This window comes from Paracoccus caeni (genome assembly GCF_016629665.1).
Taxonomy (GTDB): Bacteria; Pseudomonadota; Alphaproteobacteria; order Rhodobacterales; family Rhodobacteraceae; genus Paracoccus; species Paracoccus caeni.
Genome location: NZ_JAEPRQ010000012.1, coordinates 35,442 through 60,441, shown reverse-complemented (window position 1 = coordinate 60,441; position 25,000 = coordinate 35,442). Strand labels below are relative to the sequence as shown.

Annotated in this window: 18 protein-coding genes and 1 pseudogene; 4 read left to right on the top strand and 15 right to left on the bottom strand. The window is 58.7% G+C overall.

All coding sequences use genetic code 11. The features are described from left to right. The 4 genes from JJJ17_RS19430 to JJJ17_RS19415 form a co-directional block, all read right to left on the bottom strand. Positions 1-999, bottom strand: coding sequence for an ATP-binding protein (locus JJJ17_RS19430; RefSeq protein WP_200689436.1), 999 nt, complete (start codon positions 997-999; stop codon positions 1-3). After that, positions 989-3,121 (bottom strand): Mu transposase C-terminal domain-containing protein, encoded by a 2,133-nt coding sequence (locus JJJ17_RS19425; protein WP_200689428.1) that lies wholly within the window; start codon positions 3,119-3,121, stop codon positions 989-991. The genes JJJ17_RS19430 and JJJ17_RS19425 overlap by 11 nt, the downstream gene beginning before the upstream one ends. A 10-nt stretch (positions 3,122-3,131) precedes the next feature. After that, the gene (locus tag JJJ17_RS19420; protein ID WP_200689425.1) at positions 3,132-3,659 is read right to left on the bottom strand and encodes a hypothetical protein; all 528 of its coding nucleotides are present in this window, start codon (positions 3,657-3,659) and stop codon (positions 3,132-3,134) included. Positions 3,660-3,864: 205 nt separating this feature from the next. Next, on the bottom strand, positions 3,865-4,074 hold the full coding sequence (locus tag JJJ17_RS19415) for a helix-turn-helix domain-containing protein (RefSeq protein WP_234464225.1): 210 nt from the start codon (positions 4,072-4,074) through the stop codon (positions 3,865-3,867). A 277-nt stretch (positions 4,075-4,351) separates the two neighbouring features. On the opposite strand from JJJ17_RS19415, the gene JJJ17_RS19410 reads away from it, so the two are divergent. Then, positions 4,352-4,801 (top strand): HigA family addiction module antitoxin, encoded by a 450-nt coding sequence (locus tag JJJ17_RS19410; protein WP_200689423.1) that lies wholly within the window; start codon positions 4,352-4,354, stop codon positions 4,799-4,801. 49 nt (positions 4,802-4,850) lie between these two features. On the opposite strand, the gene JJJ17_RS19405 is transcribed toward JJJ17_RS19410, so the two are convergent. After that, positions 4,851-5,024 (bottom strand): hypothetical protein, encoded by a 174-nt coding sequence (locus JJJ17_RS19405; RefSeq protein WP_200689421.1) that lies wholly within the window; start codon positions 5,022-5,024, stop codon positions 4,851-4,853. 538 nt (positions 5,025-5,562) lie between these two features. Here JJJ17_RS19405 and JJJ17_RS19400 point away from each other — a divergent pair. Further along, positions 5,563-6,399, top strand: coding sequence for a DUF3883 domain-containing protein (locus tag JJJ17_RS19400; protein WP_200689420.1), 837 nt, complete (start codon positions 5,563-5,565; stop codon positions 6,397-6,399). 24 nt (positions 6,400-6,423) lie between these two features. Here the strand turns inward: JJJ17_RS19400 and JJJ17_RS19395 are convergent, their stop codons facing one another. Continuing rightward, positions 6,424-6,699, bottom strand: coding sequence for a hypothetical protein (locus JJJ17_RS19395; RefSeq protein WP_200689419.1), 276 nt, complete (start codon positions 6,697-6,699; stop codon positions 6,424-6,426). A 162-nt stretch (positions 6,700-6,861) separates the two neighbouring features. Beyond that, positions 6,862-8,009, bottom strand: a protein-coding gene (locus JJJ17_RS19390; protein ID WP_407673383.1) for an IS3 family transposase whose coding sequence is annotated in 2 segments (ribosomal slippage) — positions 6,862-7,754 and positions 7,754-8,009 — 1,149 coding nt in all. Because the reading frame shifts where the segments join, the coding sequence is not laid out codon by codon here. An 81-nt stretch (positions 8,010-8,090) separates the two neighbouring features. Between JJJ17_RS19390 and JJJ17_RS19385 the strand changes: the two are divergent. Together JJJ17_RS19385 and JJJ17_RS20605 are read left to right on the top strand one after the other, a co-directional pair. Next, positions 8,091-8,237 (top strand): annotated as a pseudogene (locus JJJ17_RS19385) (IS3 family transposase); the annotation flags it as partial. A gap of 96 nt (positions 8,238-8,333) precedes the next feature. Further along, on the top strand, positions 8,334-8,459 hold the full coding sequence (locus tag JJJ17_RS20605) for a hypothetical protein (protein ID WP_267911172.1): 126 nt from the start codon (positions 8,334-8,336) through the stop codon (positions 8,457-8,459). Positions 8,460-8,502: 43 nt separating this feature from the next. Here JJJ17_RS20605 and drmC read toward each other — a convergent pair whose 3' ends face one another. From drmC to mads1, 8 genes are read right to left on the bottom strand one after another with little or no spacing between them, the layout of a single operon-like run. Further along, positions 8,503-9,264 (bottom strand): DISARM system phospholipase D-like protein DrmC, encoded by a 762-nt coding sequence (gene drmC / locus JJJ17_RS19380; protein WP_200689418.1) that lies wholly within the window; start codon positions 9,262-9,264, stop codon positions 8,503-8,505. Further along, a complete protein-coding gene (drmB, locus tag JJJ17_RS19375; protein WP_200689417.1) occupies positions 9,264-11,105 on the bottom strand; it encodes a DUF1998 domain-containing protein in 1,842 nt (613 codons plus the stop codon). Before drmB ends, drmC begins: the two co-directional genes overlap by 1 nt. After that, complete coding sequence (drmA, locus tag JJJ17_RS19370; protein WP_200689416.1) at positions 11,102-15,091, bottom strand: DISARM system helicase DrmA; 3,990 nt, start codon at positions 15,089-15,091, stop codon at positions 11,102-11,104. Before drmA ends, drmB begins: the two co-directional genes overlap by 4 nt. Continuing rightward, positions 15,088-19,371, bottom strand: coding sequence for an Eco57I restriction-modification methylase domain-containing protein (locus JJJ17_RS19365; protein ID WP_200689415.1), 4,284 nt, complete (start codon positions 19,369-19,371; stop codon positions 15,088-15,090). Before JJJ17_RS19365 ends, drmA begins: the two co-directional genes overlap by 4 nt. After that, entirely contained in the window at positions 19,368-22,484 is a 3,117-nt protein-coding gene (drmD, locus tag JJJ17_RS19360) for a DISARM system SNF2-like helicase DrmD (protein WP_234464221.1), read from the bottom strand. Before drmD ends, JJJ17_RS19365 begins: the two co-directional genes overlap by 4 nt. Next, positions 22,481-22,915 (bottom strand): very short patch repair endonuclease, encoded by a 435-nt coding sequence (locus JJJ17_RS19355; protein WP_200689414.1) that lies wholly within the window; start codon positions 22,913-22,915, stop codon positions 22,481-22,483. The genes drmD and JJJ17_RS19355 overlap by 4 nt, the downstream gene beginning before the upstream one ends. Beyond that, positions 22,887-23,981 carry a DNA cytosine methyltransferase gene (locus JJJ17_RS19350; protein ID WP_200689412.1) on the bottom strand — a complete coding sequence of 365 codons (1,095 nt, stop codon included), beginning with the start codon at positions 23,979-23,981 and terminating at the stop codon, positions 22,887-22,889. The genes JJJ17_RS19355 and JJJ17_RS19350 overlap by 29 nt, the downstream gene beginning before the upstream one ends. Positions 23,982-24,011: 30 nt before the next feature. Continuing rightward, complete coding sequence (mads1, locus tag JJJ17_RS19345; RefSeq protein ID WP_200689410.1) at positions 24,012-24,200, bottom strand: methylation-associated defense system helix-turn-helix domain-containing protein MAD1; 189 nt, start codon at positions 24,198-24,200, stop codon at positions 24,012-24,014. Between the last annotated feature and the right edge of the window lie 800 nt (positions 24,201-25,000).

Genomic DNA, 25,000 nt, shown 5'->3' with positions numbered 1-25,000 from the left:
TCACCGCTTCCCCTTTGGCTTGCGAGACCGCCCTTGCGAGCCTGCTGAAAGTACGGGTTCAAGCGGTGCGCGTCCGGTGTTCACACTCCGGAAGTCCGACACAAGGAAGGGGTTCCGGAGCGCGCCTTCACCGGTGCGTTCGGCGTAGAACCGCGCGAAATCCTGAATGCCGACCGCCGGGTGTCCGTCAGCCAGGGCGCAGGTAATCGCGCCGATGATCAGCTCGACCACGATGCCGAACTGTTCGCGCCCCGCATGGAGCAAGCGGGGTACGAACTCCACATCCGCGAGATCCGGTGCAAGTGGCAGGTTCGCGAGTCCTGCATACCCGGCTACCAACTCGGCAACATCATCGCGGGCGTCGAATTCGGTTACCGGAAGAAAGCGGGTGATGAAAAAGCGGCGTGATAGCTGGGGGTCTTGGGTCAGCAGTTCATGGAGCTCTGGGGTTCCGCTGACAACCAGATTGGTCGGCCACGAAGGGATCTGCATGAGGCTTTTCAAGGCGTTGATCACCCCCGCCTTCTCTGCGTCCGACCCCCGGCCGCCAAGCTCCTGCCCCTCATCAAGGTGGATAAGCCAGCATTTCCTCAACTGCAGGTGAAAATTGACCAGCTCCCACATGCGCGAAGCTGTGGTGTCGCGAAGCAACTGGAAATCCAGTGCATGCAGAATTGCGCGAGCCAGATCCTTCTGGGTGGCGGGCGTTGGAACCCGGATAGAGATCCAGCGAAATTCGCCGGGCTCGGTGCCCGAGGTGTCAATTCGACGCAAAATCCTTTGGATGGCAGTAGTTTTGCCGCTGCCGGATTCCCCGATGACCGCGATTCCACGGCCCTCAGCGGTCAGGCCAAGGTCCAGTTCGGCCTGCCGCTTATCCATGATCTCACCAAAAATCCGTCTGACGGTTTCGTAGCCCGGATGGGCCACGAAGTGTTTGCGCAAAGATACGGCGACGCGCGCGATCTGGTCCGGAGATGTGCGTAGGTCACTCGTCATCTTCGAACCTCCAGCTCCTACGCGACGGTTGGGTGCCGCCGGCAGGAGGATCTTCCGGTGCAGGGGGTGCATCGGTATCGTCGTTATCGTCACTTCCAACCTCGAACCCACTTTGCAACCATCCCGAGCTGCTTGGCTGCTGATCCGCGGAGACTGCGGGTAACAGGTGCAGTCCAAGGCCGAGCTTTTCCTCTGCCTTGTCGATTTCCTCAGCGGAATACTTCATCCGTCCAAGCTGCGCGGCGTTGGCGGCACCGGTCGAGAGCTGATCGAGACGGCGCAACCCGTCGTGTAAAATTTCCGCCGAAACTGCCGCGCGTTCGCGATTATGCCTCATGACGGTTTGGGCAAAAGCCGACCATTGGTAGAATGATATTCCCGACAGCGCACCGGACAGGTCATGGGCCGGATACCAAGTCCCGTCGATTTCGACAGCGATCCATCCGAGGTCCATCTGATCGAACCGGAGGCGCACTTTCCGTCGATGGCGATGCTTATAAGCGTCGCGCAATTCGTCACAGGCATAATCCGCGCCGAACACCCGCACGCCGCGACCAGAAACTTTGCGTTCAAGCTCCACACCGAAGATGGCCCGGCGATCCATCGCATCTACCGGTGTAGGCAGGCCATATTTGTCGACAAGTCGGTCCCAGCAATCGGCGGGCGTTTCGCCTTGAAGACCAGCATGAGGGCGTTGATGATAGACGTCGACGATATAGGTGACAAATGCCCCCAGCAGGTCCTTATCGGTGAGGGAGGCTTCGGCTTCGGCATTGTAATCACCCCGCTGTACGGGGTTTGAGAATGTCCTCCCACGGAAACGGCTCACGAAATGCGATGAAAACGTGCCGAACAGGCGCTCAATGCGAGACCGGAGTTTAGCGACGCCGCCAGCCGGATTCATCAGGCGCGCATGCAATCCCGCGCAGGCGATCTTTAAATCTTCGCTGACAAAAGCGGATCCCATGTCGGCGGCGATGGTTTCTGGGCGCCCTCCCTGATGCCAACCCGCCCGACAGCCTAAACTGAGTGCAATGGTAGTTTTGTCGGTCGTAACCATTTCCAGCGTCCGGATAGCCGCTTGCGAGCTGGTCGATCTGGACAGGGTGAGGCCAACAACGCAGCGCGTGGCGCAGTCGATGGCAACGCAGACGACCAGGCGCGTTACTTCCATGGCGGTGACCTGCTGCGTTGTCAGCTCGCCAAGCAGACCTGCATCGGAAACTAAAGTCATGAGGTCGATATCCCATTCGTCGATCTCGACCCGCTCCATCGGCCGCAGCGCCTGCACGCCATATTCAATCAGGGCGAATTTCTTGTTGGCGGCATCCACGCCATGACGTTGAAGATAGGTCTGGTAGGGGTCCATCTGCCTGATCGCACGATAGACCGAGGAGCGGGACGGCGGTTGCAGTTTGGGCAGGTGCTGTTCCGCACGTCCTCGATTGAAATCCGCATAAAGGTTTATCGCCCTCTCGTGGATGCCGTCGATGCTCGGGCGAAGCGGAGAAGCATATTCAGCGATCAGCGCATCGAAGGCGGCGCGTTCTCCGGGCAGCATGTGACGTTTGTTCCCGCAGCGATGCGTTTGGGGAACCAATGCCATGATGTTAAAACCGCTGTTCACGTAGTCTCGTTTCCAAGTGAGCAACGATTTGGCGCATGGCGGTGTGTTCAGGGCCTCTTTGCGCCCCGCGCGCTTGACGGGTCCGCGCTGGCGTTTGCGGATCGCCATCTCCACGGCCCCAATTATGGCGGGCAGAATGACATTTACGGATGGTTCGTTGCACTTGCTGAGACCGGCGTCGATGTATCGCAGCAGTTCTTCTACATACAGTTGCCTCCACAGCGCTGTCTCTTGCTTGGCTTCCGGGAGGTCACGGAAATGCTCTGGTAAACCGATCAGTCCCCGCTCAGCGACCGCGCGTGACGCTCCTTTTGCGACATAACGGAAGCGGGGACTGCGGAGCAGCTCTTCTAATTCACTGTGTGTGATGCTGCGGGTAATGTGCGGTGCCGCTACACCAACCATGACAATGCCGTCACTATCGTGCGAAGAAAGCCGATATTCGGCACCATCCAAGATGATAAGGTCGAGGCGGTTAAAATCGCTGTGTTTCATCGCGGCCCCCTCAAGCGAACATCATGTGGGAGAAAGGGGAGACAGCGGGCGCGCCCAGCTCTTTGGCGCGCTCAATCAGACGTGTCGTCGGAGCGTGCGGAACGATTGTCTGTCGGGGCACGTCCGCATCGGTGAACAGCACGACCCGTGTCGTGAATGATCTGGGCAGTTGCGCGGCGATGAGCCTCAGCGTGTCTTCGAAGCGATACTTGCGCACGCGCGCCAGCGGACGAACGGCCACGACACTCGTGGTGCCGTCGGCATGTTTCGCCAAGAAATCGAAATGATGAGTGACGTGTTTGCCCCGCGTGTCGACGTAGCTGATGGCAGGGGGTTGCGCCCGCACCTCACGAATGTCGGGGTTCGCAACCAGCTGATCCCAGCAATGGGCTTCCAGTGCAGATTCAAGCCTGCTGATGACAGGGCGGGGCAAAAAAGATCGCACATCAACGACCTGTACGCGCGCACTCGCCTTTGAGCGCGCCGGAACGATACGGCTGGCCTCGGCCAGCACGGGAAAACGGAAGAAGGGGTTCATGTCACATCCCTGGCAAGTTTTGACAGGTGATCGCCCATGAACTCGGGCGATCACGATGAGCGCAGGCAACACGAATCTAGTGGTCGACGCAGGCTGCGCCGATCCTTGACTTCGCATGCGAGGTTTGGGATGCTTAGCTTGTCGCGGTAAGAATCGACAAACCATAGCAGGGCTCTGAAAGTTGGCGCTTTCAGGGCCCTTTACTTTAGGACGGGGTCATATTTATCTCCTTCGTATAGCGGGTAGGCCAGAGAGCTTCTGGCGTGGTCCCGAGTTTGCGGGCAATCGCCTTCTGAATTTTTGCGGACCTACGGTGGCCTTGTGAAACAAGGCTGACCGATGAGGGCGTGATACTCAGCTCACGAGCAATTGCGCTGAAGCTAGAGCCTGCGATTCTCAAGCGGGCTCGCAACATCTCATGACAGCAATCGTTCATGGCAAGTTTTCCAGCAGGTGATTCGCGAATCACCATGGCACATAACGAATCACTTCGCAGCAATAAACTTTACCACCATTAGCTGCTATCTAACTGAAATCAAAATGTTATTTGTTAGATTGGCGGCGGTCAAAGGGAGATTGAGCGCCGGTTCAAATGCTGAGTCTCAAGTCGTGGTTGCCATATTCCGGGCCTCGGGTAGTGTTCAGTTGCGGGTTGAAATACTTGGGTTCAATTCGTTCAGGGGAAGTCGGTTATGATAACACCATCCTATCACAGGCCAGCTCATCCCGGCGAGATCCTGCGCGAAGATGTATTTCCTCATCTCGATTTGACGCTTGCCGAATTTGCGCAAAATGTGGGGGTGGAAATAGCGGAACTGGCCGGAATCCTTAATGAAACCTGTCCGATCACCGAGGAGGCAGCCACCGGTATCGGCGCGCTGTGCGGTAATGGCGCGGACATTTGGCTGCGTCTTCAGGCTGTCCATGATGACTGGCGTCCGGTTCACAGCTTCGAGCATGCTGTCATGCACACGCTTGCCGACTGGCCCGTTCTAAGCCGAATTGCAGCACGATACACGAAAGCGAAGCGTCTCGACAGCCGCGCTGTCGGTGCCCTCTACGCCCGTTCAACCGGAAAGGAATGGCAGGCAATGGAAGAACGCGAGCGGACATATGCCGCTACGGCATTGAAAAGTGGATAAAGTGGCGCACCGAATGAGGTTGTTAGCGATTCCTGCCAGAATCTGACCGCTATTGCGCGCCGCCACTCAGATACGGCTTGATCGCATCCAAAGCCGCCGCCGATCCTGCCAGATTGAAGCGGTGCTGCATGCCGCCAAACCCGATCTCGACCCATGCGGCACGGCGCAGGTTATGGTCGAACAGGTTGGTCGGCCCCATCCCGGCGGTGCTGTAATTGCTCATCAGCCCCTGACTGCCGCTGGCCGCGGAATCAGCCGCTCGCCGTTCTAGACTAGAACAGGATGCTGACCCGCTCCCCGGCCGCAGGCCCGCGCCCAGCCAGCGTGACAGTCACCGTGCAGTTGTTGAAATCGCAGGTGCCATTCGCGTCCAGGCCGTTCACCTCATCGGCACGGGTGATCCAGATTTCATTGCCGCGCTGGCGGCGCGGGCTGACCAGGTCCCTCGCGGGGCTTTTTCTTTATGCGAAAAATGGTTTGCAGGTAACATCAGCCCTTCGGAGACTGGCCAGACGCGTGAGATCGGTCTCCGCCCGCTCACCGTCTCTTTTCACCCGCCCTTCGCTCTCGGCGAGACGGATTCAAAATCCCCATATATTTCAGTGAACTGACGGGATCGCGTTGCGCCCGTGCTTCGATGGTTCCGGCCTGCCTCAACACCGACGGAGACCCGACACAGGTGGCGTGGTCGTGGGTAGGTCTTGGGAGTCCTGCGCGAAGTCTCTGATGACAAACGCAGTTTCCGCCCCTAGCCTGGCGCAATGCCGAACGGGCCCTGGACAGATCAAGAGAACGACCTGATCGTCGCGGATTACTTCGCGATGCTGGCAGACGACGTCTCTGGCCGCGCCTACAACAAAGCCGAGCACCGACGTGGGCTTCTGCCGCTGTTGAATGATCGGTCTGATGGATCGGTCGAATTCAAGCACCAGAACATCAGCGCCGTGCTGAAGGGGCTCGGTGAGGACTGGATCCCGGGCTACAAGCCTGCCTTCAATTTCCAGATGACGCTGGTGGATGCCGTGGCACGATGGCTGGCGCTGGATTCGGCATGGCTTGGCCGCCATTCGTGTACAGGAGCGCCGACTGGCCTCGCGGAGGTGCGGCCGATCTGGATCGGGCAGCCGCCCACGTTGCCGAACCAGCCGCCGCCACAGGAACTGGAGCAGATACTGCACATCGCCCGCAAATTCGATGTCGCGGCGAGAGACGAACGAAACCGCGCCCTCGGCCGGGCCGGTGAGGAGCGCGTCCTGGCGCATGAACGTGCAGCCCTGAAATCAGCGGGCCGCGATGATCTTGCGCGCAAGGTCAGGTGGGTGTCAGAGGAGGATGGCGATGGTGCCGGCTACGATATTGCCAGCTTCGCGCCGGATGGCCGTCTGCGCCTGATTGAGGTGAAGACGACGAATGGCTGGGAACGCACCCCTTTCCACATCAGCCGCAACGAGCTGGACGTAGCCGAGGAGCGGCGTTCGGAATGGTCCCTGTTCCGGCTCTGGAACTTCGCGCGCGAGCCGAAAGCGTTTGAGCTGCACCCGCCGCTGGACAAGCATGTCTCGCTGACCGCGAGGTCCTTTCAGGCGAGTTTTTGTTGAGATGCGACCAAGATCAGAAGCTAATTAGTGCAATCCGAGCGTGAACTTTACCTTAACATCACTAAGCCAGCGTTCCTGGTAGTGTGCCTTGAGATTGGCGGCGCCGATATTCAGCTTTGAAAGCGCTTGCTCCAAGGAGACCAGTTTGTCTTTTTGACCTGCCTGACAACCGAACTTCATGCTGGCGCGATCAGGGCCGCAAAGAAACCAAACATCATTTCGCTGTAGAGCGTGTATCCAGAGATCAAGCTCTCCGGCATCAAGGGCAGGCATTTCACCATCGAAATTGGCAGCATGCATTGCTTTTTCCAGTTCTGTTACAGCATATATATTCTGGAAGCACTCCCGTAGATCGGAATCCAGTATTTGTTGGTTGATCCGGTTCGCTTTTCCTGTTTGTGCTTCGACGATACAGGTTTCGACTGAGCTACTCCCCGATCCTTGGACAGTTTTCGGGGATATTTAAGCTACTGCCTGCGCCTGCTGATCGGTTTCAATGGTGTTGAAGTAGACCACGGCGGGGGGCAGCCCGCCATGGGCAGTGTGTGGCCGCCGATGGTTGTAGAATGTGATCCAAGACCCGATGGCGGCCTTTGCCTGCGACCCGGTCTCCCAGGCGTGCAGGTAGACGCATTCGTATTTCAGGGACCGCCATAGGCGCTCGATAAAGACGTTGTCGATGCACCGCCCCTTGCCGTCCATCGAGATGCGCGTGCCGACGCGCTTCAGCCGGTCGGTCCAGGCGAAGGACGTGAACTGGCTACCCTGATCGGTATTCATGATCCCGGGCGCGCCGAACCGGTGGATGGCCTCGTTCAGTGCCTCGACGCAAAAGTCGGCCTCGAGCGTGTTCGATATGCGCCAGGCCAGAACCTTGCGCGTGAACCAGTCCATGATGGCGACCAGATACAGGAACCCCCGCCGCATCGGCAGATAGGTGATGTCGGCGCACCAGACCTGGCCGGGGCGATCCACGCGCAGCCCGCCCAACAGATAGGGATAGGTCTTGTGCCCCTTCCTCGGCTTGCTGGTGTTGGGCTTCTGGTAGATCGGCATCAAGCGCATGAGGCGCATCAGCCGTCGGATGCGCTTTTGGTTCACGCCATGCCCCTCGTTCTGCAGGTGCCAGGTCATCTGGCGAACCCCATAGAAAGGCGTGTCGAGGAATTGCCGGTCGATCAACCGCATCAGCCCGAGGTTATGATCCGTCTCTCCAGCCGGCTCGTGGTAGAAAGACGAGCGTGAGATCGACAGCAGGCGGCACTGCGCCCCGATTGACAGCGCCGGGTGGTTCCGCTCGATCATGTCCCGCCTCACTTGCCGGTCCACGGCTTGAGCTTTCGCGACAAAAAATCGTTGGCGACAGCCAGCTCTCCGATCTTGGCATGCAGCGACCGGACCGTCTCCTCGTCGACCTCCATCACAGGCTTCTTGCCGCCGCGCTCGAAGATGTCCGCCGCCCCGTCGAGCAAAGCTTTCTTCCATTGATGGATCATCGTCGGATGCACGCCATAGTCGGCGGCCAGCTCCGACACCGTCCGCTCGCCCTTCACGGCCTCAAGCGCAACCCGAGCCTTGAAGCCCGCGTCATGGTTCCTGCGTTTCCGCATTCCTGATCTCCTCGTCCTTGGAGACCAGCAAAGGTCAGATCGTAGCTTCCGTCACTGTCCGATTTCCGGGGAGTAGCTCACACCTTCGAAGCCGTCGAATACGCCACCCTCGAATGGGTCGACTGGTTCAACAACCGCCGCCTGCTCGAGCCGATTGGGAATATTCCCCCGGCGGAAGCTGAAGCAAACTTCTACGCCGCTCTGGAAACTGAAGACATGGCCGCGTAACTAATTGAAATCAGCCTCCGGCAAACCCGGTGCAGTTCACATCGGTGAGATCGGCGTCCGGGTCGTGAGGAGGTCAGCGGGGCGGTGGTAGAGGTCATGCTCGACACCGATATCCCCATCGCAACGCAACTCCTACGCCCGCGCAATTTCATGCACAACGGCGCCACGGCGGCGGCGGTCGCCTATGATTGCTCGGGGGTGTATGTCGAGACGGATTATTGACTTACGTGCCAAGTAATCGTCAAACTTGGCCGATTTGAATGGACTAGATTTTGCGGATGACCTTGGTTTCAATCAACGCATGGAGGTGCGCGCGAAGCCCTGTTGGCACATGCCCACCGTTGATCACGACGCCCGCTTCCATATTCTTTTCTAAGGCATGTCCAGTGAGATTTGCGCTGGTCAGAAACGCGGCTTTCCCGTCTGCTACCGCAACTTTCGCATGAACTCTCCCCTCGGTGAAAGGTGGCGGTCGCTCAGTCCAAACAAATAGCGCTGCCGAAGGCACATAACGCCGCATGGTCGCAATCGGATCGACAGATAGGCTGCCCCCGTGATTTGATGACGTTTCCAAAAGAATATGAATGTTGACGCCGCGATTTGACGCCGCATTCAACGCGTCTACGACCGAAGAAACGTCGTAGACCACGAAGCTCACGAGAAAGAGGTCGCTTTGCGCTAGACCGATGATGTCTAGAAGGACCTGTTCGGTGCGCCGGGTAGGAACGAATGGCGTAGTCGGACCTGTCCAGACAAGCTCGACTGTACTCTCTCGCTGTGACTTCTCTCGGGCGAAAGTCGCTCCGATCAGTATTCCGGCGAGTACATCTCGTGAGATGTCGGACTGTTCCCAAACAGTGATAAGGCGATCAAGCGCTGCTCGAGCTGGCGGAGTCGTCGCAAGTTGGCGCAGGCCCCCAACACTCCCTGTCGCGTCCGATCTGCGGACACGAGCAGCGAGGGCTTCAATCCTAGAGGGTGACAACAGGGTCACGAGGTCTGCGGCAGCAATCAGCAAGGCATCCATCAAATGCTCCCGAAGAATGCCGCATCGGGGTTTTCGAGCGTGGGTACGACAAGCGCGCGATCAAGGTGGCGGTTCCCTCGCTCACATGACGTCTCAGAGACGAACGAACAGGCGTGACATGCTGCTCCGTGAAGAGACTGGTCCTTGCTTGGGTCGTGTTCTGCACAGAGTGGGTCCGAGGCGCAGATGTGGGCGCGATCCAGAGTTTGGCGCAGAAGCCTTCCGAGATTCTCAGGCTTCCCGAGCTCCACGAGACCACCGAGAGTTCCATCCGAGTCCGCAGCGGCCGTATAAATAAGAAACCCGGCTTGATCCCTGCCGTCATCTACGTCTGCATAAATGCGCTCACGAATACTAGCGGCATTGTATCCGCATTCCAACGCCAACTCCCGGATCAGCATGTGGGCTAGAGTGTGCAGCATGACATAGCGCACCCCTGGATAACCTTCGTTTGGATCCAGATTCCTCTTTTGGCGCCAGCCGCGATGACCTTGTCGGAGCCGCGAATCGAGAGCTTTTACAGGGTCTTTATCTGCCCAAGCCTTCAAAGCATCCGTGTCGAAGCGAATGAAAACCCCTTCACCGTGAACTTGAGTCGCGGGCACCCAATTCGGCGCTGCACGCGCGAGAGGCGCTCGCGGGGCGGCCTGGTCTCCTGTGCCCTCGTCGGGGGACTCGACCCTCGTGAATCCAAGAAGGGCATTTACCTCACGTAGCCGCTCCAAGAGCAGCACGCGTTTGATTGCCGAACCGAAGCCCGTGGGAATCCCAACTTTCGTACTCATGAAATGGGGATAATCGGTGGGAGGATTCTCAGCGGTGAGCACGTCCCATTCTGGTCCTTTCAGGTCACGCTGATCGACGTCCGATCCGCCGTTGCGATGGTTTTCAATAGCAGACCAGATTTGCTCGTCAGTGAATTGCTCGATGCCTGGCAACTGAGCGGTCTTTCTCAGCGTCTTGACGACAAACGCCACTTCCGCTGCTGAGGCGACGTCGTCAAAGAATGTCCAACCGTCCGCGACGAGTTGCGCAAGAGGGCTTCCGACTTGCGGGATGGCGAGGACCGAAAGCGTAACCGGAAACCAGCTGTTGGTCGCGCCTAGGAGGATGGCCCGAGGATCATTGGCACAATCATCGTCGTAGCGGTCGATATGCGGGTGTCGGCCACGACAGGCTGGTAAATTGTCGCGTCCTGCTTGACCGAAAGCCTGTGACATATTCTTGGATGCACCGCAGCCATCGCATTTGACCCAGAGGTTTTCAGTCTGCAGCGAAGCTCCGCTCTCGAAGAACCTCAGTGTTGCACGGCAGGTACTGGGCCCACCGTGAACGAACCAGTGCCAGGCAAAGTCATCCAAATGACCGGCGCGACAAGCCATCAGGAAGCGCGCCGGAACAGCGTCCGCATCCCTGGCCTGTTGATCGTTGTTTGACCCCCGGCACCCTTCATGAACAAAACGCGTCAGCTCGGGACGGTATCTATTTTCCTTCAGCTTGAACAAGCCTGCGTCATAGGGCGAAAGCAAACCGCATTTGACGCAGCGAAGCCATCGAGGGAAGGGCTTAACCGGCACGCCGATCAGGGCCGCCGCCGAAAACGGGTCTGTGATTTCCCTCTCGCCCACGGGTGGCATGCGCAGCGACTCGACCTGAGGCCCGAGCACGCTTCTGACATTGGCGAGCAAACGAGCATCTTGAATCGGCTGGCACCTATCTTTTTCCCAGCGGTCGATCCCCATCGTGACAACCGACATATTCGGTAGGTCGATGAGGGCGCCTGGTCCATAAGTCCAAAGCAACTGGCTCGGACGAATTTCTCCTACGGGTGTCCTACTCATTGCTGATCCTCCTCGGGCTGCGTCACCCGCGGGCGCCAAGTCGGATCACTTGTCGAGCGGTCGTCTTCCATTACGAGCCGAACTCCTGGCTCGACTTCGCGCATGGACATTGGAACCGTCCAATTGGTCCAAGGCTTTGTTCCCGGCACTGACAGGAGCGGATAGGATGTGGGGCCCGCGCCATGCTTTTGATAGACGAGCGTGCGGCCACCGACGCCAGATTCTTTAGCCCAATCGTCAGCACGACTCTTCATCGCGTCTTCAGTGAGCTTCTTCTTTTGCGAGTCCTCGGTCACTTCCCACGTCCGGGCAGCGACGGCGCCTACCGTTTCCAGCATTTCATTGCGACTGGGGCTGTTCATGGCGCCAGCGCCGTCATTGGGTGCAAAGGGGTCATAGGCGTGGCGCATGATGGAGAGCATTGCCCCTGTGAGACCGCGATCCAGAGCTCGCGGAGAGAACGGGGTTACGGACTGGGCCTCGACATGTTGATAGAAGGTCGCGTGATAATGCTCGAAGGTCTCATAGTGCGACAGATCACGAGGCCGTGCCCATGTCAGCACGGTGGCTACGAGGCCCGGCGGTGTCCGGCCAACACGGCTGGTTGCCTGAATGTACTCTGCCGTGCCCTTCGGTTGACCATTTACCACCATGACACCGAGACGATTCACGTCGACACCGACAGACAGCATGTTCGTTGCAAGAACTGCATCGATTGGCCGGGCATCTCCGGGGTTCCTGTTGTTTACCCACTTTTCAAGTGACGGGTCGAACATGCCGTCGAAGGGGACCTCGAGCCGGTCAAGGTATCGAGGAATGTCTTGGCTAGAGACGCGAGAAGTTAGTTCGCTGATTTCCTCCACTCTACGCTGCGAAAGCCCGGGCCGGTCCACCAAGCTCATTTCGACACGGAAGGATCGCGTTTGGACGTCGTCTTCCGCCAAACGCTTCATCCCACCGAGCTCTCGCAGCGAATTGAAGTAGCCTACGAGGGTCATGTAGGGGTCGGCAACCGGGCCGAACCGGTCAAACAGCGCCTGTGCGGCGGTGAGGAATGCCGTGTAGGTCCTGATCAGAACCGCAGGGCGGGAGCTGCCGGGTGCGCAGATTCCCATGTACCGTCGGCCCGGCTTCTCGCCGATAGATCTCTGGACCGAGAAGAAATTGTCCTCGACGTCCAGGCCGGAAGGCGGAAACACGGAAATGCGGCGCATGAACACATTACGCACCTGGTCGTCGGCCCGCCGTACGGTGGCTGTCGAAGCGACGACCTTTGGGCGGACCTTCTTGTCGCCCAGAGCCCAACTGCTCAGCTCGTCGACGGCCGTTTCGTAAAGCCCCACCATGGTGCCCAACGGACCGCTGATGAGGTGGAATTCGTCCTGGATGATCAGATCTGGCGGTCGGATTGCGCGAACCGGCTTCACACTGGCAGCCGGATACATCCCCCTTGCTCTGTGCCCGGTACCACAGTCGTGACTCGGCCAGAGCAAACCATGTCGCCCGCATTCCTGCTCCACGCGGCCGAAAAGATTCCGAACCTCGGGGCGCCACGCCATCATCGCGAACTTGTCCACGGTTGCGATCATCATCGTCGGCGGGCGGTGATAGATTTCCTCGTCGACGACTTTCACAGGAAGACCCGGATGGGGCTGCCCGCTGGATTTGGCCTTCGAGAAATCGCAGCTGCCGAGCTTATCGCCGCAGTGAAGCAATGTCCGGCCCGCAATCCTGTCGACCTCTATGTCGCGCCCGCCTGAAATCTCCGAACCACACCAAGGGCAGCTCGTCAGCTGCGCTGGTGATGCAATGCCTGACTTGTTGCGGTCGTTGTTTCGAATGGCCTCGACAGCCTGGTGTGACGCCTCGGTAGTGCCCGGCGTAACACGATTGCCGACCCAGAGGCCGAGTGTGAAAGGTTCCGTGCCCCAGATCTTGTCGTCTGCACGACGGATGACCTCCATTGCGCAGAGCAGCGTCGTGGCTCGCTGGAATTGCTGTAGCGTCAGAAGGCGCAGTGTGTAGCGCATGATGACAGCGAGACCGCGTGATGCGTCGAGGCCGCCCAGATCACTTTTCAAGCGACGCATGGCCATGGCGAAGGCCGCCACACCGAGATAGGCTTCGGTCTTCCCGCCACCCGTCGGGAACCACAGGAGGTCCGCGAACGCCTCGACCGGCTTCGTCCGGTCTGGATGAGCGGGATCGGCCAGGGACGGGATCGATAGCAGCAGGAATGCCAGCTGGAACGGGCGCCAAGACCTGTTCTTGGGCACGTCCAATGTGCCCACGTCGACGGTCTCGTTCCGTCTGCGCTTCAGGGCGTAGATGCTTCGGACGCGCTGCATCGCCATGGAGCGGTTGGCGAAGCGGAATGCCTCCAGCGCCTTCGGATCAGCAAAGAGTGTTTCCATCCCATCTCGTAGACGACACAGGATCTCTTGGCAGCGCTCGATGACATCTTTACCTGGATCATCGAAGCCGGTGATCTCCGCACTTAACCGGATATTCTGTTCGCCGATCCAAACGGCGTAGTCGTCGACGAGACACGAAAGGGCGTCGCGCAGTGCGTCCGGCGCCATCTCCGCCAGCCGCGTCATGTCGAGCCAGCCCTCGTCGACCATGCGTCGCATGGCTGGGCGATCCCTGGGATCGAGGCCGGGCGTTTCGGTCACGGCTACTTCGTAGCGCGGGATGATCTCGGTTCGGACGCGGTGCGCTTTCGTCGGGTCGTCTGAAGTCGTATCGGCGTGAACGGAAACGCCGTGTCCAACCGAGAACTCCAAGCGGTTGCGATAGATGAGGGCGAGCCGGTCGCGTTCGGGGTCATCGACGACCACTTCGTTGGAGGGGCGACGCCGGAAGACCGATTTGTCATCCTGATCTTCAGCGGCCTCGACGGTGATCTCGGGCTGGAAGAGCCAGGCGCTATCCTTGTTGTCCTCGGGCTCCAGCTGTCCGTTCACGAGGAACAGAGTGACGAGACGCTCACCCTTGTTGTTCGTTCGAACCGTGCCTTGAAGCCTAACATCCGGTTGTTCGGGGTCGGGGATAGACGGGGGGAGCGGTCCATCGATCAACGGCAGGGGGACGACACCGCCACACGGGACGCGCTGCCATACCTTGACCTTCACCTGTTCTTCTCGGCCGGTCTGGCGATTGCGCCGGGTCTTGGTGATGTCGTGCTCAGAATTGGGGACCCGCTCGTAACGCCCCCACCGAGCGTCTACCGCCAACGTTTGAACGTCTGCGGCGACGCAGAAGGTCAGTCCCATGCTTGATGGCACCAGAGACTGGTTGTTGGTCGTGTCGATCTCGTCGAGCGCGTCGTCTTCGGGCTCCACCCGGCCGGTGGCAGTCGGGAACTCCGCCCCGGGCTCGTGCAGCGGTGCGGCCCGCTCTTCCTCGAGGTCGCCCGCCTCATCGGCACCGGAGGCCGGTTCCACCTGCGCGGCCTGATCGTCACTCGGGCGTCGGGGTGCGAGCTTGCCGACCAGATAGCGATCGCGGACGCTCATGTCCTTGATCAGCTCGTGCGGCCCTTCCGCTGGGCCGAGCAGATCGTCCCGTACCGAGACCTCGAGAAGATCGCGAACGTAGGCCACGTCCTGGATCAGCGGCACCGCGTCGGGTGAAGCAACGCCGAGCGAGGGAAGGACACGAAGGAAATTACCCCATGGCAACCGTGTCGCCGGTGCGCTCGGCGCGGTCAGGCCGAGCGTGGTCAGGGGAACTGCCGGGTCAACGGCTTGAGCCTGGTCGAAATATATGGTGCGACCGCCGGTATCTGATCGAACACGCAGAATGCGTCCGACGATCCTCACCGCATGGTCGGACCCTACGACGACTGCCCAGTCACCAGGAGCGACGGCGGTTTCGTCGGTCGGGCCGAGTTCAATCCGGAGTGCACGTCCGTTGATGGCAGGCTCGCAGCGGAGGATCCACGCAACATTCTGGGGGGCGGTCTGTTCGATCAACTCGGTCATTTTAAATCACTCTCGGAAATGCGGTAGCGAGCGCCACGACGTTCGCCTAGACGTTCGACGGTGCCGCGCGCCAACAGATCATTGATGGCGGTATTCCACTGGCCATCCGGGATGTCGACATTCGCAAGAATGTCTGACTTGCTCATCCAAGAGCGTTGAGCTTTGAGAAATGCCCTGATCGCTTCAGTCGCGCGATCTGGGTTTCCCGCAACCTTCGGCGCGAGCGCGGACTCGCCTTCCAGATCGAAGGATTTCTGAGCGGATTTTTCACGAGAACGGAGTCTCACAATGGCATTTCCTTGTGCTCCTTTTCCTTGTGCTCCTTTCCCATGCAGACCTTGCTCGACTTCTTCTTCAAATCTTTGATGATTTAAGTCAGCAAGGCGTCGCAGCACTTCGAGCCGTGCACGCTCGGAGAGCGTGAACCGCACCCGGTCTTTTTCCGGTAGATAAGTGACTTCATGAAAGCCATGCTCAAGCGCAATGTCTTCCCATCCATAAGCCAGCAATACGGCCTGATCCATATCGCGGTGCAGATCGCGGAGCTGGTCAAGCTTGTCGCCTTTAAATTCCGGGGAGTGAAAACGATTGTAGAGCTGGGTAAGCCCGATTGAATCGGCTTGAAGCATTTCTTCTCGAAGAGAGTTATATGATGCGCCAATATCAGACAAGCAGCTAGAGTATTTGCTAACTTCTGGCATTGGCCAGGTCTCCAGCGCAGAGGAAGTCGAATAGCTCAACGTGGAGGCGCCAAGAGTGCCGCAGGTCCAAAATGCCCACTCCTGATGAAGGCTAGATTGTAGGCAAGCAAACTCCCACCAGTCGTACATGAAGACGATGATTGTTTTGTGAGTGTAGACGTTTGAAGTAGGAACTCTCCGAAATGAAACATATTTAGTTACCATAGCGGTCGCCAAGACCTCTTGATGAATGGAAAACTCTTCAAGAAGCTTTGGGCGAATGTCCCAGTATTTCCAGAAGTCACGTTGATGAATCTGTCCGGTAAGAGACTGACGGAACGGTTTTACCAAATTCTCCACTCTAGCGAAGGCCGGGCCAAACTTACGCGCCTCTTGTTCGGCCATATCTTTGAAATTGATGGCCCATCGAGTGGGGGTTAGAACTGGCATCGTATTGAGGTCCTGTCCGTTGTGTAGGGGATGCAAGACTTCACGCACGCATGGATCCAATGCCTGAAGCTGGTCGACCTCTGATTCATTTAAGTCGAACTGACCATGAAGATTCTGGCCTTGAGAAAAACGGCCTTTCAGAGCTTTAAGCTTGAGTGGGTTTCTGAGTTCGCGGTCCTCTTCTAACGCGCCATTGATCTTTCTGACCATTTTAGAATTCAAAATAACCGGCCCATTCCAGTCGCACCTGCAAATCCAAATAGTAGATACAAAAACTGCTGCGTTTCCAGGCCAAGGCATGCGGGCATCAGCCCGATAAATGAAGCCATTACATTCTATCAGTTGATCGAGGCCAACTGTTCTCGATCCTGTTTCCGAGATAGATTTTGTTCCGATGAGCCCGAGTGTGCCGCCACGTTTTAGGAGGGAAAATGCCCTTAAAAAGAAGTAGACGCATAGATCTGGTCCGCCAGTAACGAAGTTTCTGACGTATTTTAGATACTCCTGATACCGCATCCCTAGATTTCGTGCGACCAGCCGCCCACCCATAAAAGGAGGGTTCCCTACAATGGCGTCAAACCCAGCGTTATGGGGCAGAAACACCTCAGGAAATTCAAGAGGCCAATGGAACGGTCTGCGAGGCATCCCATCTTGAGAATCTTTGGCTAAATCTATCCTGACATTACTCAGTAGCATGCCTCTTGCAGTAATTTCACCATTCGCAACGGCATCTGAAATCGCTGCCAGCGCTTCTATTCGAGTTGACTGCTCCCCCGATTGCTCCACATTAATTATTATGCCCATGAATGCATCGGCGATTGTCGTCGGGTTTTGCAATCCTTCTCGTGTCTTGAGGTCTATCGCGGCCATCGCATCCACATCTCCGATGTCCCGGATGGGAATGGAGCGCAGACGGGTGCGTAGTTCGATGGCCTTCTCGACAGCCGCCTGAATGCTCCGGCCGAACAACCTGAGCTGCTTCGAGCCTTTCGGTTCCATGCTGAGTTCGGTCAGTTGCCGGATGTCATGGATCCCGAGCAGGCTGTCACCGCTGCGCAGGTTGTGGTCGAGGAAGCCGAAGGGCCGCCCCTTGGACATGGTGGTGAGCCAGAGCGAGAGCTTGGCCAGTTCCACGGCGAGTGGGTTCTTGTCGACGCCGTAGAGGCACCGTTCCGCCACGAGTCGACGTGCGACGATCGCGCGTTCCTCGACGTCCCGCGATAAAGGGTCGAACCCCTCGGTCGCATCATTGATGATGAGTCCTTCGCTGTCGATCCGCTTGCCGTTGGCCTCGGCCGCCGCCCAGGCCTCGACCAGACGGTCGGAGAGCCAGCGGCAAGCCTGCACGAGAAAGGCTCCGGACCCCATCGCAGGGTCACAGATCTTCAGGTCCAGCAGCTCCTCGGCACTCTTCAGTTCCCAGTCCTCGGGCGCCTTGCCTTCGGCCGGGCCACGGTAGGCAACCGGAGTCAGCGTTTCCGCGACGATCTTTTCGGTCAGGCTCTTGGGCGTGTAGTGCGTACCGCTCTCGCGCCGATCGGCACCGAGGACCACGACGAACGCGCCCTTGTGGTGCACGAGCGGATAGCCCCAGGGGTCGGTCCGAAGTAGCGGGGCATAGGGTAGAATGCGGTCGCGCAGACCAACGTCACCACGACAGACGCTGAGCAGACGTGCGGATAGGCGATCGTCGGCCGTCCGACCGAGGGCGTTGCGGATGGCGGACTCCGATCGTTCGCTCCGCTCTTTGAGCAGTTCGCCCACTTTAACAGCGCCATCGAGCCGCGCCGACTCCATTTCGCCGAGCGTCACACGCGGGCTCTTGGCCTTCGATCCGCTATCGAGTTCGAGTGTGACGTCATCGACGCGCTTCACCGTGCGCTCAAGGAGGCCCTCGTAGACATGCCCGATCTGTTCCACGTCGAGCGCGCGGTAGGACAGCGTGCGACCTTCGAAGATCTGGATCGCGTCCAACAGCAGGAGAACGGTGCGATCGTCGATCGGCAGCGGTTCGGCCGGATCGCTTCGCCAACTCGTGCCCTTCTTCCGCCCTTCGAGGAAGGGATAGCGATCCGGGTCGAACAGTGAACCTCCGAGCGCCGGTAGCTGCAGGGTTGGGTGATCGATCCCGCCATACACGCCGCGAAACAGGGCGAGCAGCCGCGACCAAGCGGATCGACGGCGCTCGAGGATTTCCTCGGAATCCGCGCGCAACTGCATCCGGAGGCTAGAAATGGCATAGAAGGCGTCGTAACGCGGGTCGCCGAGCAGCAATAGGGCGCGTTCCTCGGCAGCCAGCAAGAACACGAGCCGCATCATCACGGTCAGGCCTGCCTCATAGAGCTCTCGCGGATCGACGTCACGCAAGAGTTCGCGATTTCGGTCCTGGTCGGCGCGGTCGAGAGCCTGGACGAGCACTTCGACGGCGCGGCGGACTTGTTCACCTAGCGCTTCGGTAACGTCATCCTGATGCTTCAGGGAACGTTCATAAAGCGCCGGAAGTTTGCCGTCGTCGGGGCCGAAGAAGCGGCGGACGCCCAGCAGGCTGACGAATGCCCGCAACGTTTCCGGTTCCTGACCCCAAAGGCGCGCATACCAGCTCGCGAAGCTTGCCACGGCGCCTACTGGCGCGTGGACGAGCATCCAGCGCTCGCCATTGGTGACGACGCCAGTTGGACATCCAGTCGACCGGAGCAGAGCGACCATTCGATCGGCCGGGGTAATCGCCAGGCCATCGAAGCGGCGCGTCGCATCAAGATCAGTATCGGGTCCGTAAACTTGGATGAGCAGGAGCGGCTCGTCGGAGTTCGTGGGGTTCACGATAGCCAGATCGGGCGCGACTTTGACCCCGTGTTCTGGCAATGAGACAGTCAGCTGCTCGGGCAGCGCCAGCCCCCTGCGAAGGACCGTCTCGTCCATCTCGAGCGCATTTATCAGCACATCATCTATCCAGGCCGCGTGCAGCGCGGAAAGGTCGAGATCGTCTGTGTCGACGGCATCACGCCATTCCTCGTAGGTGCGACGAAGTCGCTGAGGCCGTCCCGAGGGCAGCGCCTCGAGGCCTTGAGGAAAGACGTCGCGCAGCACGGGCACCGCGAGGAAGGGCCCTGATACTTCGATCAGGTTCAGCCACTCATGATCGTTGCTCATCTGCGCTTCTCCGTAGCGAGGGAATCCGGAACCAGCAGCACGACGGCCACGGGGAAAGTATGGTCGACGGCATTGGAATGCCGTTCCTCGATCGCCTTCAGCTCCTGCTCGCGCTCGTTCGGGATTCTGGCCAAGCGTGCTTCCAGGGCTGCAAGGTCGCGCTTGAGCTGCGTCCGTTCGTCTTCTGAGAAAAGTGAGAGCTGGACGGGTATTTGCTCTGCGGCGATCTCGGTTTTCAGCGCCTTTTCGAGGTCATCCAGAACTTGGCGGATGTCCTCGGCTTCCTTGCGCTCGCGGGTCTCGATCGTGTTCACCAGAAAACGGAGACGGTCCTTGGATCGAGCATCGACGGCCGCCAAAATGTTATCACGCTGCTTGTCGAAACGTGTCCTCAAGGCGTCGAATGTTGCATCCGACAGTGCCGCAGGTTGAGAATGTTCGAGCCAACGCCGGACTTCCGTGACCCCCTCACGTCGGAAACCGGTATCACGCATATAGCCGCCAGCCTCCGTGAGCTCCTCGTGCAGGCGGTGATGGTTCCCGCCGGTCACGACGAGCCGGGACATCACCACCACGGCTGGTCCTTCGATTTCCCCATCCGGAAGAGAGCGCACGCTTGCCCGGTGGAGCTTCTTTACGTCGTCACGGGCCCAGATTTCCGCGCGCAAGAGCAGCAGGCTCATCTGAACAAGTCGATGGTTGAGGTGAATGAGGACGACGTCATCTCGTCCCTTGGCCACATCGTGGTCGAAGGTGATGGGGCGGACCTTCTGTGTATACGGGTGTTCCAGCCCCTCAAGGCAACGGGACCAGGAACCCGAGAGGGGCGGCATTCGGAAAACCGTGCCATCCGGAGCGCCCGTCAGGGAAACGGGTTCCAATTCAGGTTTGTCCGCAAGACGAAGGGCGGTGCTGACGGCGCGCTGAATGTGGTCGGGCACGAGGCTTTGTTCACGTCGAGTCTCGCTCAGCCGTTCGTGGAGTTTTGCCACACGATCGCGAAGATCGCGTTCAGCCTTCACGAAACGGCGAGACTTCTCCATGCGTATTTCGGCTTCTCTCGTGTCCAAGTCACGGCGGCGTCCTTCAAGCAAATCAGGTAGTTGCGGCGCAATGACTGGATTTACGCTGCCCATGTCGGCGCGCATCGCATCCAGCTTGCGGAGCGCGCGCAGGATGTCGTCGCCTTGGCCGCCTTCGGCATCTACCGGATGCCATATGACGACTTCGCCGGCGCGTTGCCCATGGCGGTCGATGCGGCCGTTCCGCTGTTCCATTACATTCGGGTTGTATGGGATTTCGAGGTGAATCATCAGATGGCAATGGTTCTGGAGGTCGATGCCTTCTGATGCAGCATCTGTCGCCAGCAAAATCCTGACCGGGGCTTCCGAGGGGTTCGCTTGGAACGCGGCCTTCACGCTCTCGCGTTCTTTTGGGTCCATGCCGCCATAGATGAGAGCCAACCTATCGCCCCCGAAGCCGTTCGATGCGAGGATCTCCTGCATCCACTGCTGAGTGGCGCGATACTCCGTGAACAGGATCACCCGCTCATTCGTCCATCTGTCACCGTCCTTCAGGTGTCTGGCCAGCCAATCCAGTACGGCGGTGGCCTTGGCGTCGGCCCGACGAGCCGCCTGATGAGCCCAGGATCGCAGCCGGTCGAGCATCCGGCGTTCTTCGTCGGTCGGTGGCCGGACGTGTTTGCCTGCTTCCTCGATCGCTTCCGCCTCGGCGGCGTCGCGCTGCGCGTCGTCCGCGTAATCCTCTTCGGTCTTGGCTATCGCTCGCCGAAGAATGCGGTCATCGAATTTTTTCTGGCTGCGGTCGCTAACCGAGCGACCTTCGATCGTCGCTATATGCCGCTCCAGCGTGGCCGCGAAAGCAGCAGGAGATGATGATAGGCGTTTGCGCAGCAACTGGTGCACGAAGTGATCGACGGCCCGTCCTCCATCAGCACCGCTTTCGCGGCTCTTGATGTATGCGTCGAGTTGGCTCCGGGCATTCCTCTCGTCGCCCTCATATTCTACCGGCAATGCCTCAAGTTTCCGCTCGGGATAGATGCGCTTGCCGTTTGCGTCGACCAGATCGCTCTTTAGTCGACGGACCATAACGCGGGTCAACTGGGGGTCACTCGGAAGGACATTTCTCGCGAACCTCTGATCGTCGAGAAGCTCGAGAAGCGCGGTGAAGGATTCAGTATAGCCGTCATGCGGCGTGGCCGTGAGAAACAGCTTGTGTTGGAAGTGTGGGGCGGCCAGACGAACAAGCCGCGTCCTGAGGCTTTCGACGGCATAGCGGCCGACGGTCGGGGCGACGTTGTGAGCCTCGTCGATGATGAGCAGGTCGAACTTCCTGGGATGGCTCACATGCGGGGGCAGTGCGTCCCGCAGAAGGCGCAATCCTTCGCCCTGTTTGGCCCAGTCCATTGAGGTGATCAGACGGGGAAAAGACGTCCACGGATTAGCGTGGAGACCGCGCTCGCGGCGCAAACGCTTGACATAGTCCGTATCGACGATCCGGAACTCGAGCCCGAACTTCTCCTGCATCTCGACTCGCCACTTTTCCTGCAAGGAGGCAGGGCAGAGCACGAGGACCGTGCGGGCGCGGTGACGCAGGAGCATCTCTTGAATGACGAGCCCGGCCTCAATGGTCTTGCCGAGGCCGACGTCGTCGGCGATCAGAAGATTGGTGCGCGCCATGTCGATTGCTCGCACGAGCGGATCCAGCTGGTAATCTTCGATGCTTACACCGCTGCGGAATGGGGCCTGCAAATAGCCGCGATCAGCGTTCGTCGCTGCACCCCATACGACCGCATCAAGGAACGCTTGCAGCGTCGAAGGGTCGTCCAAGCCGGTCAAGCGAGGCAAACCGGCCCTCTCGATGACATGAGCTCCTGGCTCGAGCTCCCAGAGGACCTCAATCTCTTCGCCGAGCGCATCCTCGTCGATGGAGGCCAACCGGACGAGATGCCGTTTGGGCAAACCGGGTGCGACCGACCCGCCGTTGACTTCCGAGACCATCCATTGGCGACGACGAGCCTCGACGAGTTGGCCCGGTTCCGGCGTAGCAGAGTGAGCTACCGCGGCCATCAATTCGTCTGCTGTCATGGTCATGGTTGGGCCCCATTCTTTCTGCGTGCGCGTACGAGTTCTACAATGCGGCTCGCGGCGTGGTTGGCATCTTCATGCTCCCAGATGCGAACCGACTCCCACCCAAGAGCCTGCAGCCGTTGGTCAGTGTCTGCGTCCCGTGAGCGATTGGTTTCGATTTTCTGGCGCCAGAAATCGGCGTTGCTCTTCGGCCAAGAGGCATGCTCGGGACACCCGTGCCAAAAGCAACCATCGACGAACACGGCAATCTTGGTCGCAGGAAACACGATGTCTGCGATGCGTCTGGGCTTCGCCAGAAGTGGAACATGGAGCCGATAACGCAGGCCTTGGGCATGCAGCGCCTTGCGGAGATTCAGCTCCGCTCGCGTGCCCTTTTGCCGCACGCGCGCCATTCTACGGCTGGCCTCAGGCGACGAGGGGCTTGCATTCGCCATTGATCGATAGTCTTTCCGAATTCAGGTCGGCATCAGAAAATTGCTGAAGATGGGCAATGATGCTTCGCCCAATCACTTCGCCCAAGGTTACTGGGACAGCGTTTCCAATCATTCGACCCAAGGATTTAAAATGAATAGGCTCGCCTTCAGGCACGAATGAATAGGTCGTAGGGAAACCTTGGAGGATCGCGCCCTCTCTCAATGAAATTGCTCTGTCTTGGTCCGGGTGCCCAAATCGTCCGTTCCCGAACCCGTAATATTGAGTAGTCAGAGTCGGCGCAGGGTTGTCCCACCCCATCCTGCCGTAAACGCCAGGGTACGTCTTGCCGCTATCTTTCTTATGACACGCGGCGACCAGATGCTCTGGCCAATCACGCCAAGAGCCGCCGGGCTTGGAAGCACGAATACGGTCGACGTTTAGCGGCGACAGCCGCGATGCGGTATGTAACGGGTCTGCGGCGTAACTCTCGCCATGGGAAATCGGCGGCAGATCTCCAATTGCATCACGTACACTTCGCGCATGTTCCAGATCAGGTGCGGCGGGGCGAATGGGCCCAAGTTTTGAAGCAAGCAAGACCATGCGTCGCCTCGTCTGGGGAAGGCCGTATTTGATGCAGTCAATGACCTCTCTATGAACGAAGTATCCCTGACTTTCGAGCGAAGCTGAGAAATCGTCGAAGACGGCGTGTTTCGCAACGGTCGGGACATTCTCCATGGTAACGATGTCTGGACGCGTCTCTTGCACCAGTCGGTCGAACTGATAGAGAAGCCCCCAGCGTGGGCTGCTGAGCACGTCGTACCTCTGCGAATATGTAGAGAAGGGCTGACACGGGGCACATCCGGCAAGGACCTTTACCCCGCCATTTCCGAAAAGCTCGTCGAGTCTCGCACCGGACACCTTGCTGATGTCCTCTTTGATGAAAATGGCATCATTATTGAACTCGAAAGGGTGTCGGCAACTTTCCTCGATGTCGACGCCAGCTACGACATTGATGCCTTCTTTCTGAAGGCCGTGGGTCAATCCACCGGCGCCGCAAAAAAGGTCAATGCAAGTAACGTCCTTCATTCATCTTCTCACTTTTCGCCTGGTTTGCGATCAGGCGTTTAGGTCGTCAGCGGCCTTTCCGTTTCTGACCCATTCATCGATTTCGTCGATCTTGAACTTCCAAAGTCGACCGACCTTGTGCGCTGGCATCTCACGCCTAGAAATCCACCCGTAAACAGTATCCTTGCTGACACCGAGATAATCAGCGATCTCCTCGACGGAGAGCCAGCGATCGGTCATGGTGCGGCCCTTCCAAGTGCAGCCTGTGCGCATTTGAACACAATCTTTACACCCTCCGTTGGCCGAGTAAACCGGATCTAGGCGGATTAGACCTGCCTTGTTATGCTTGGCCGGAACGGGTCACGCTGCGCAGAGATGCCGAAACAGGCTCTGTGCCGGACCAGAAAGCTCGGCGCCAGCCTTGATGCAAACCGACAGATGCCGAAGTGCCCACGCGTCGGCGAGTTGGACGGTCAAGCTCCTCAAGGACCGCGTCATGCGCCTCGCCATCAGTCCTGCGACGTTCAAGCGCTGGTTCCTGATCATGCCGCCCTGCTGGAAGGGGAAATGCTGCTGTGTGGGGTGGTATAAGGCAGCGAAAGGAGCAAGTTGACGAGACGAGAATCAGGGGCGGGTAATAGTCGAAAGTCGGCTTTCCAGGATCCGTCCGCGCAGCACCGGTCGAGCCCGAAGTTGGCAATGGGCCGGATTCGAAGCTCAGGACGTCAAGTTGAGCAAACAAATATACTGTCAGTCACGTGCTTTGCTACAGGGCAGAAAAAGCGTCAGGGACCCGTATGTCTAGAAAGAAAAGCCGCCTTCTTGAAACAAAAGGCAAGACTTTCTGAAACGCCATAAACCGTGTCGATTGTCAGCTAAGTCTTCCCCTGCCTTTATGACAAATCAACGACTTAAGATTAGGATCGCGCACCAACACTTCCTCATCCGCCAACCAAACCTTCCGCAATCCTCCCTTTTATTAAGGGGGAGTGGAAGTGGAGTTTCCGCAGCACGGTGGATAAAGGTATCCCAATGAATAA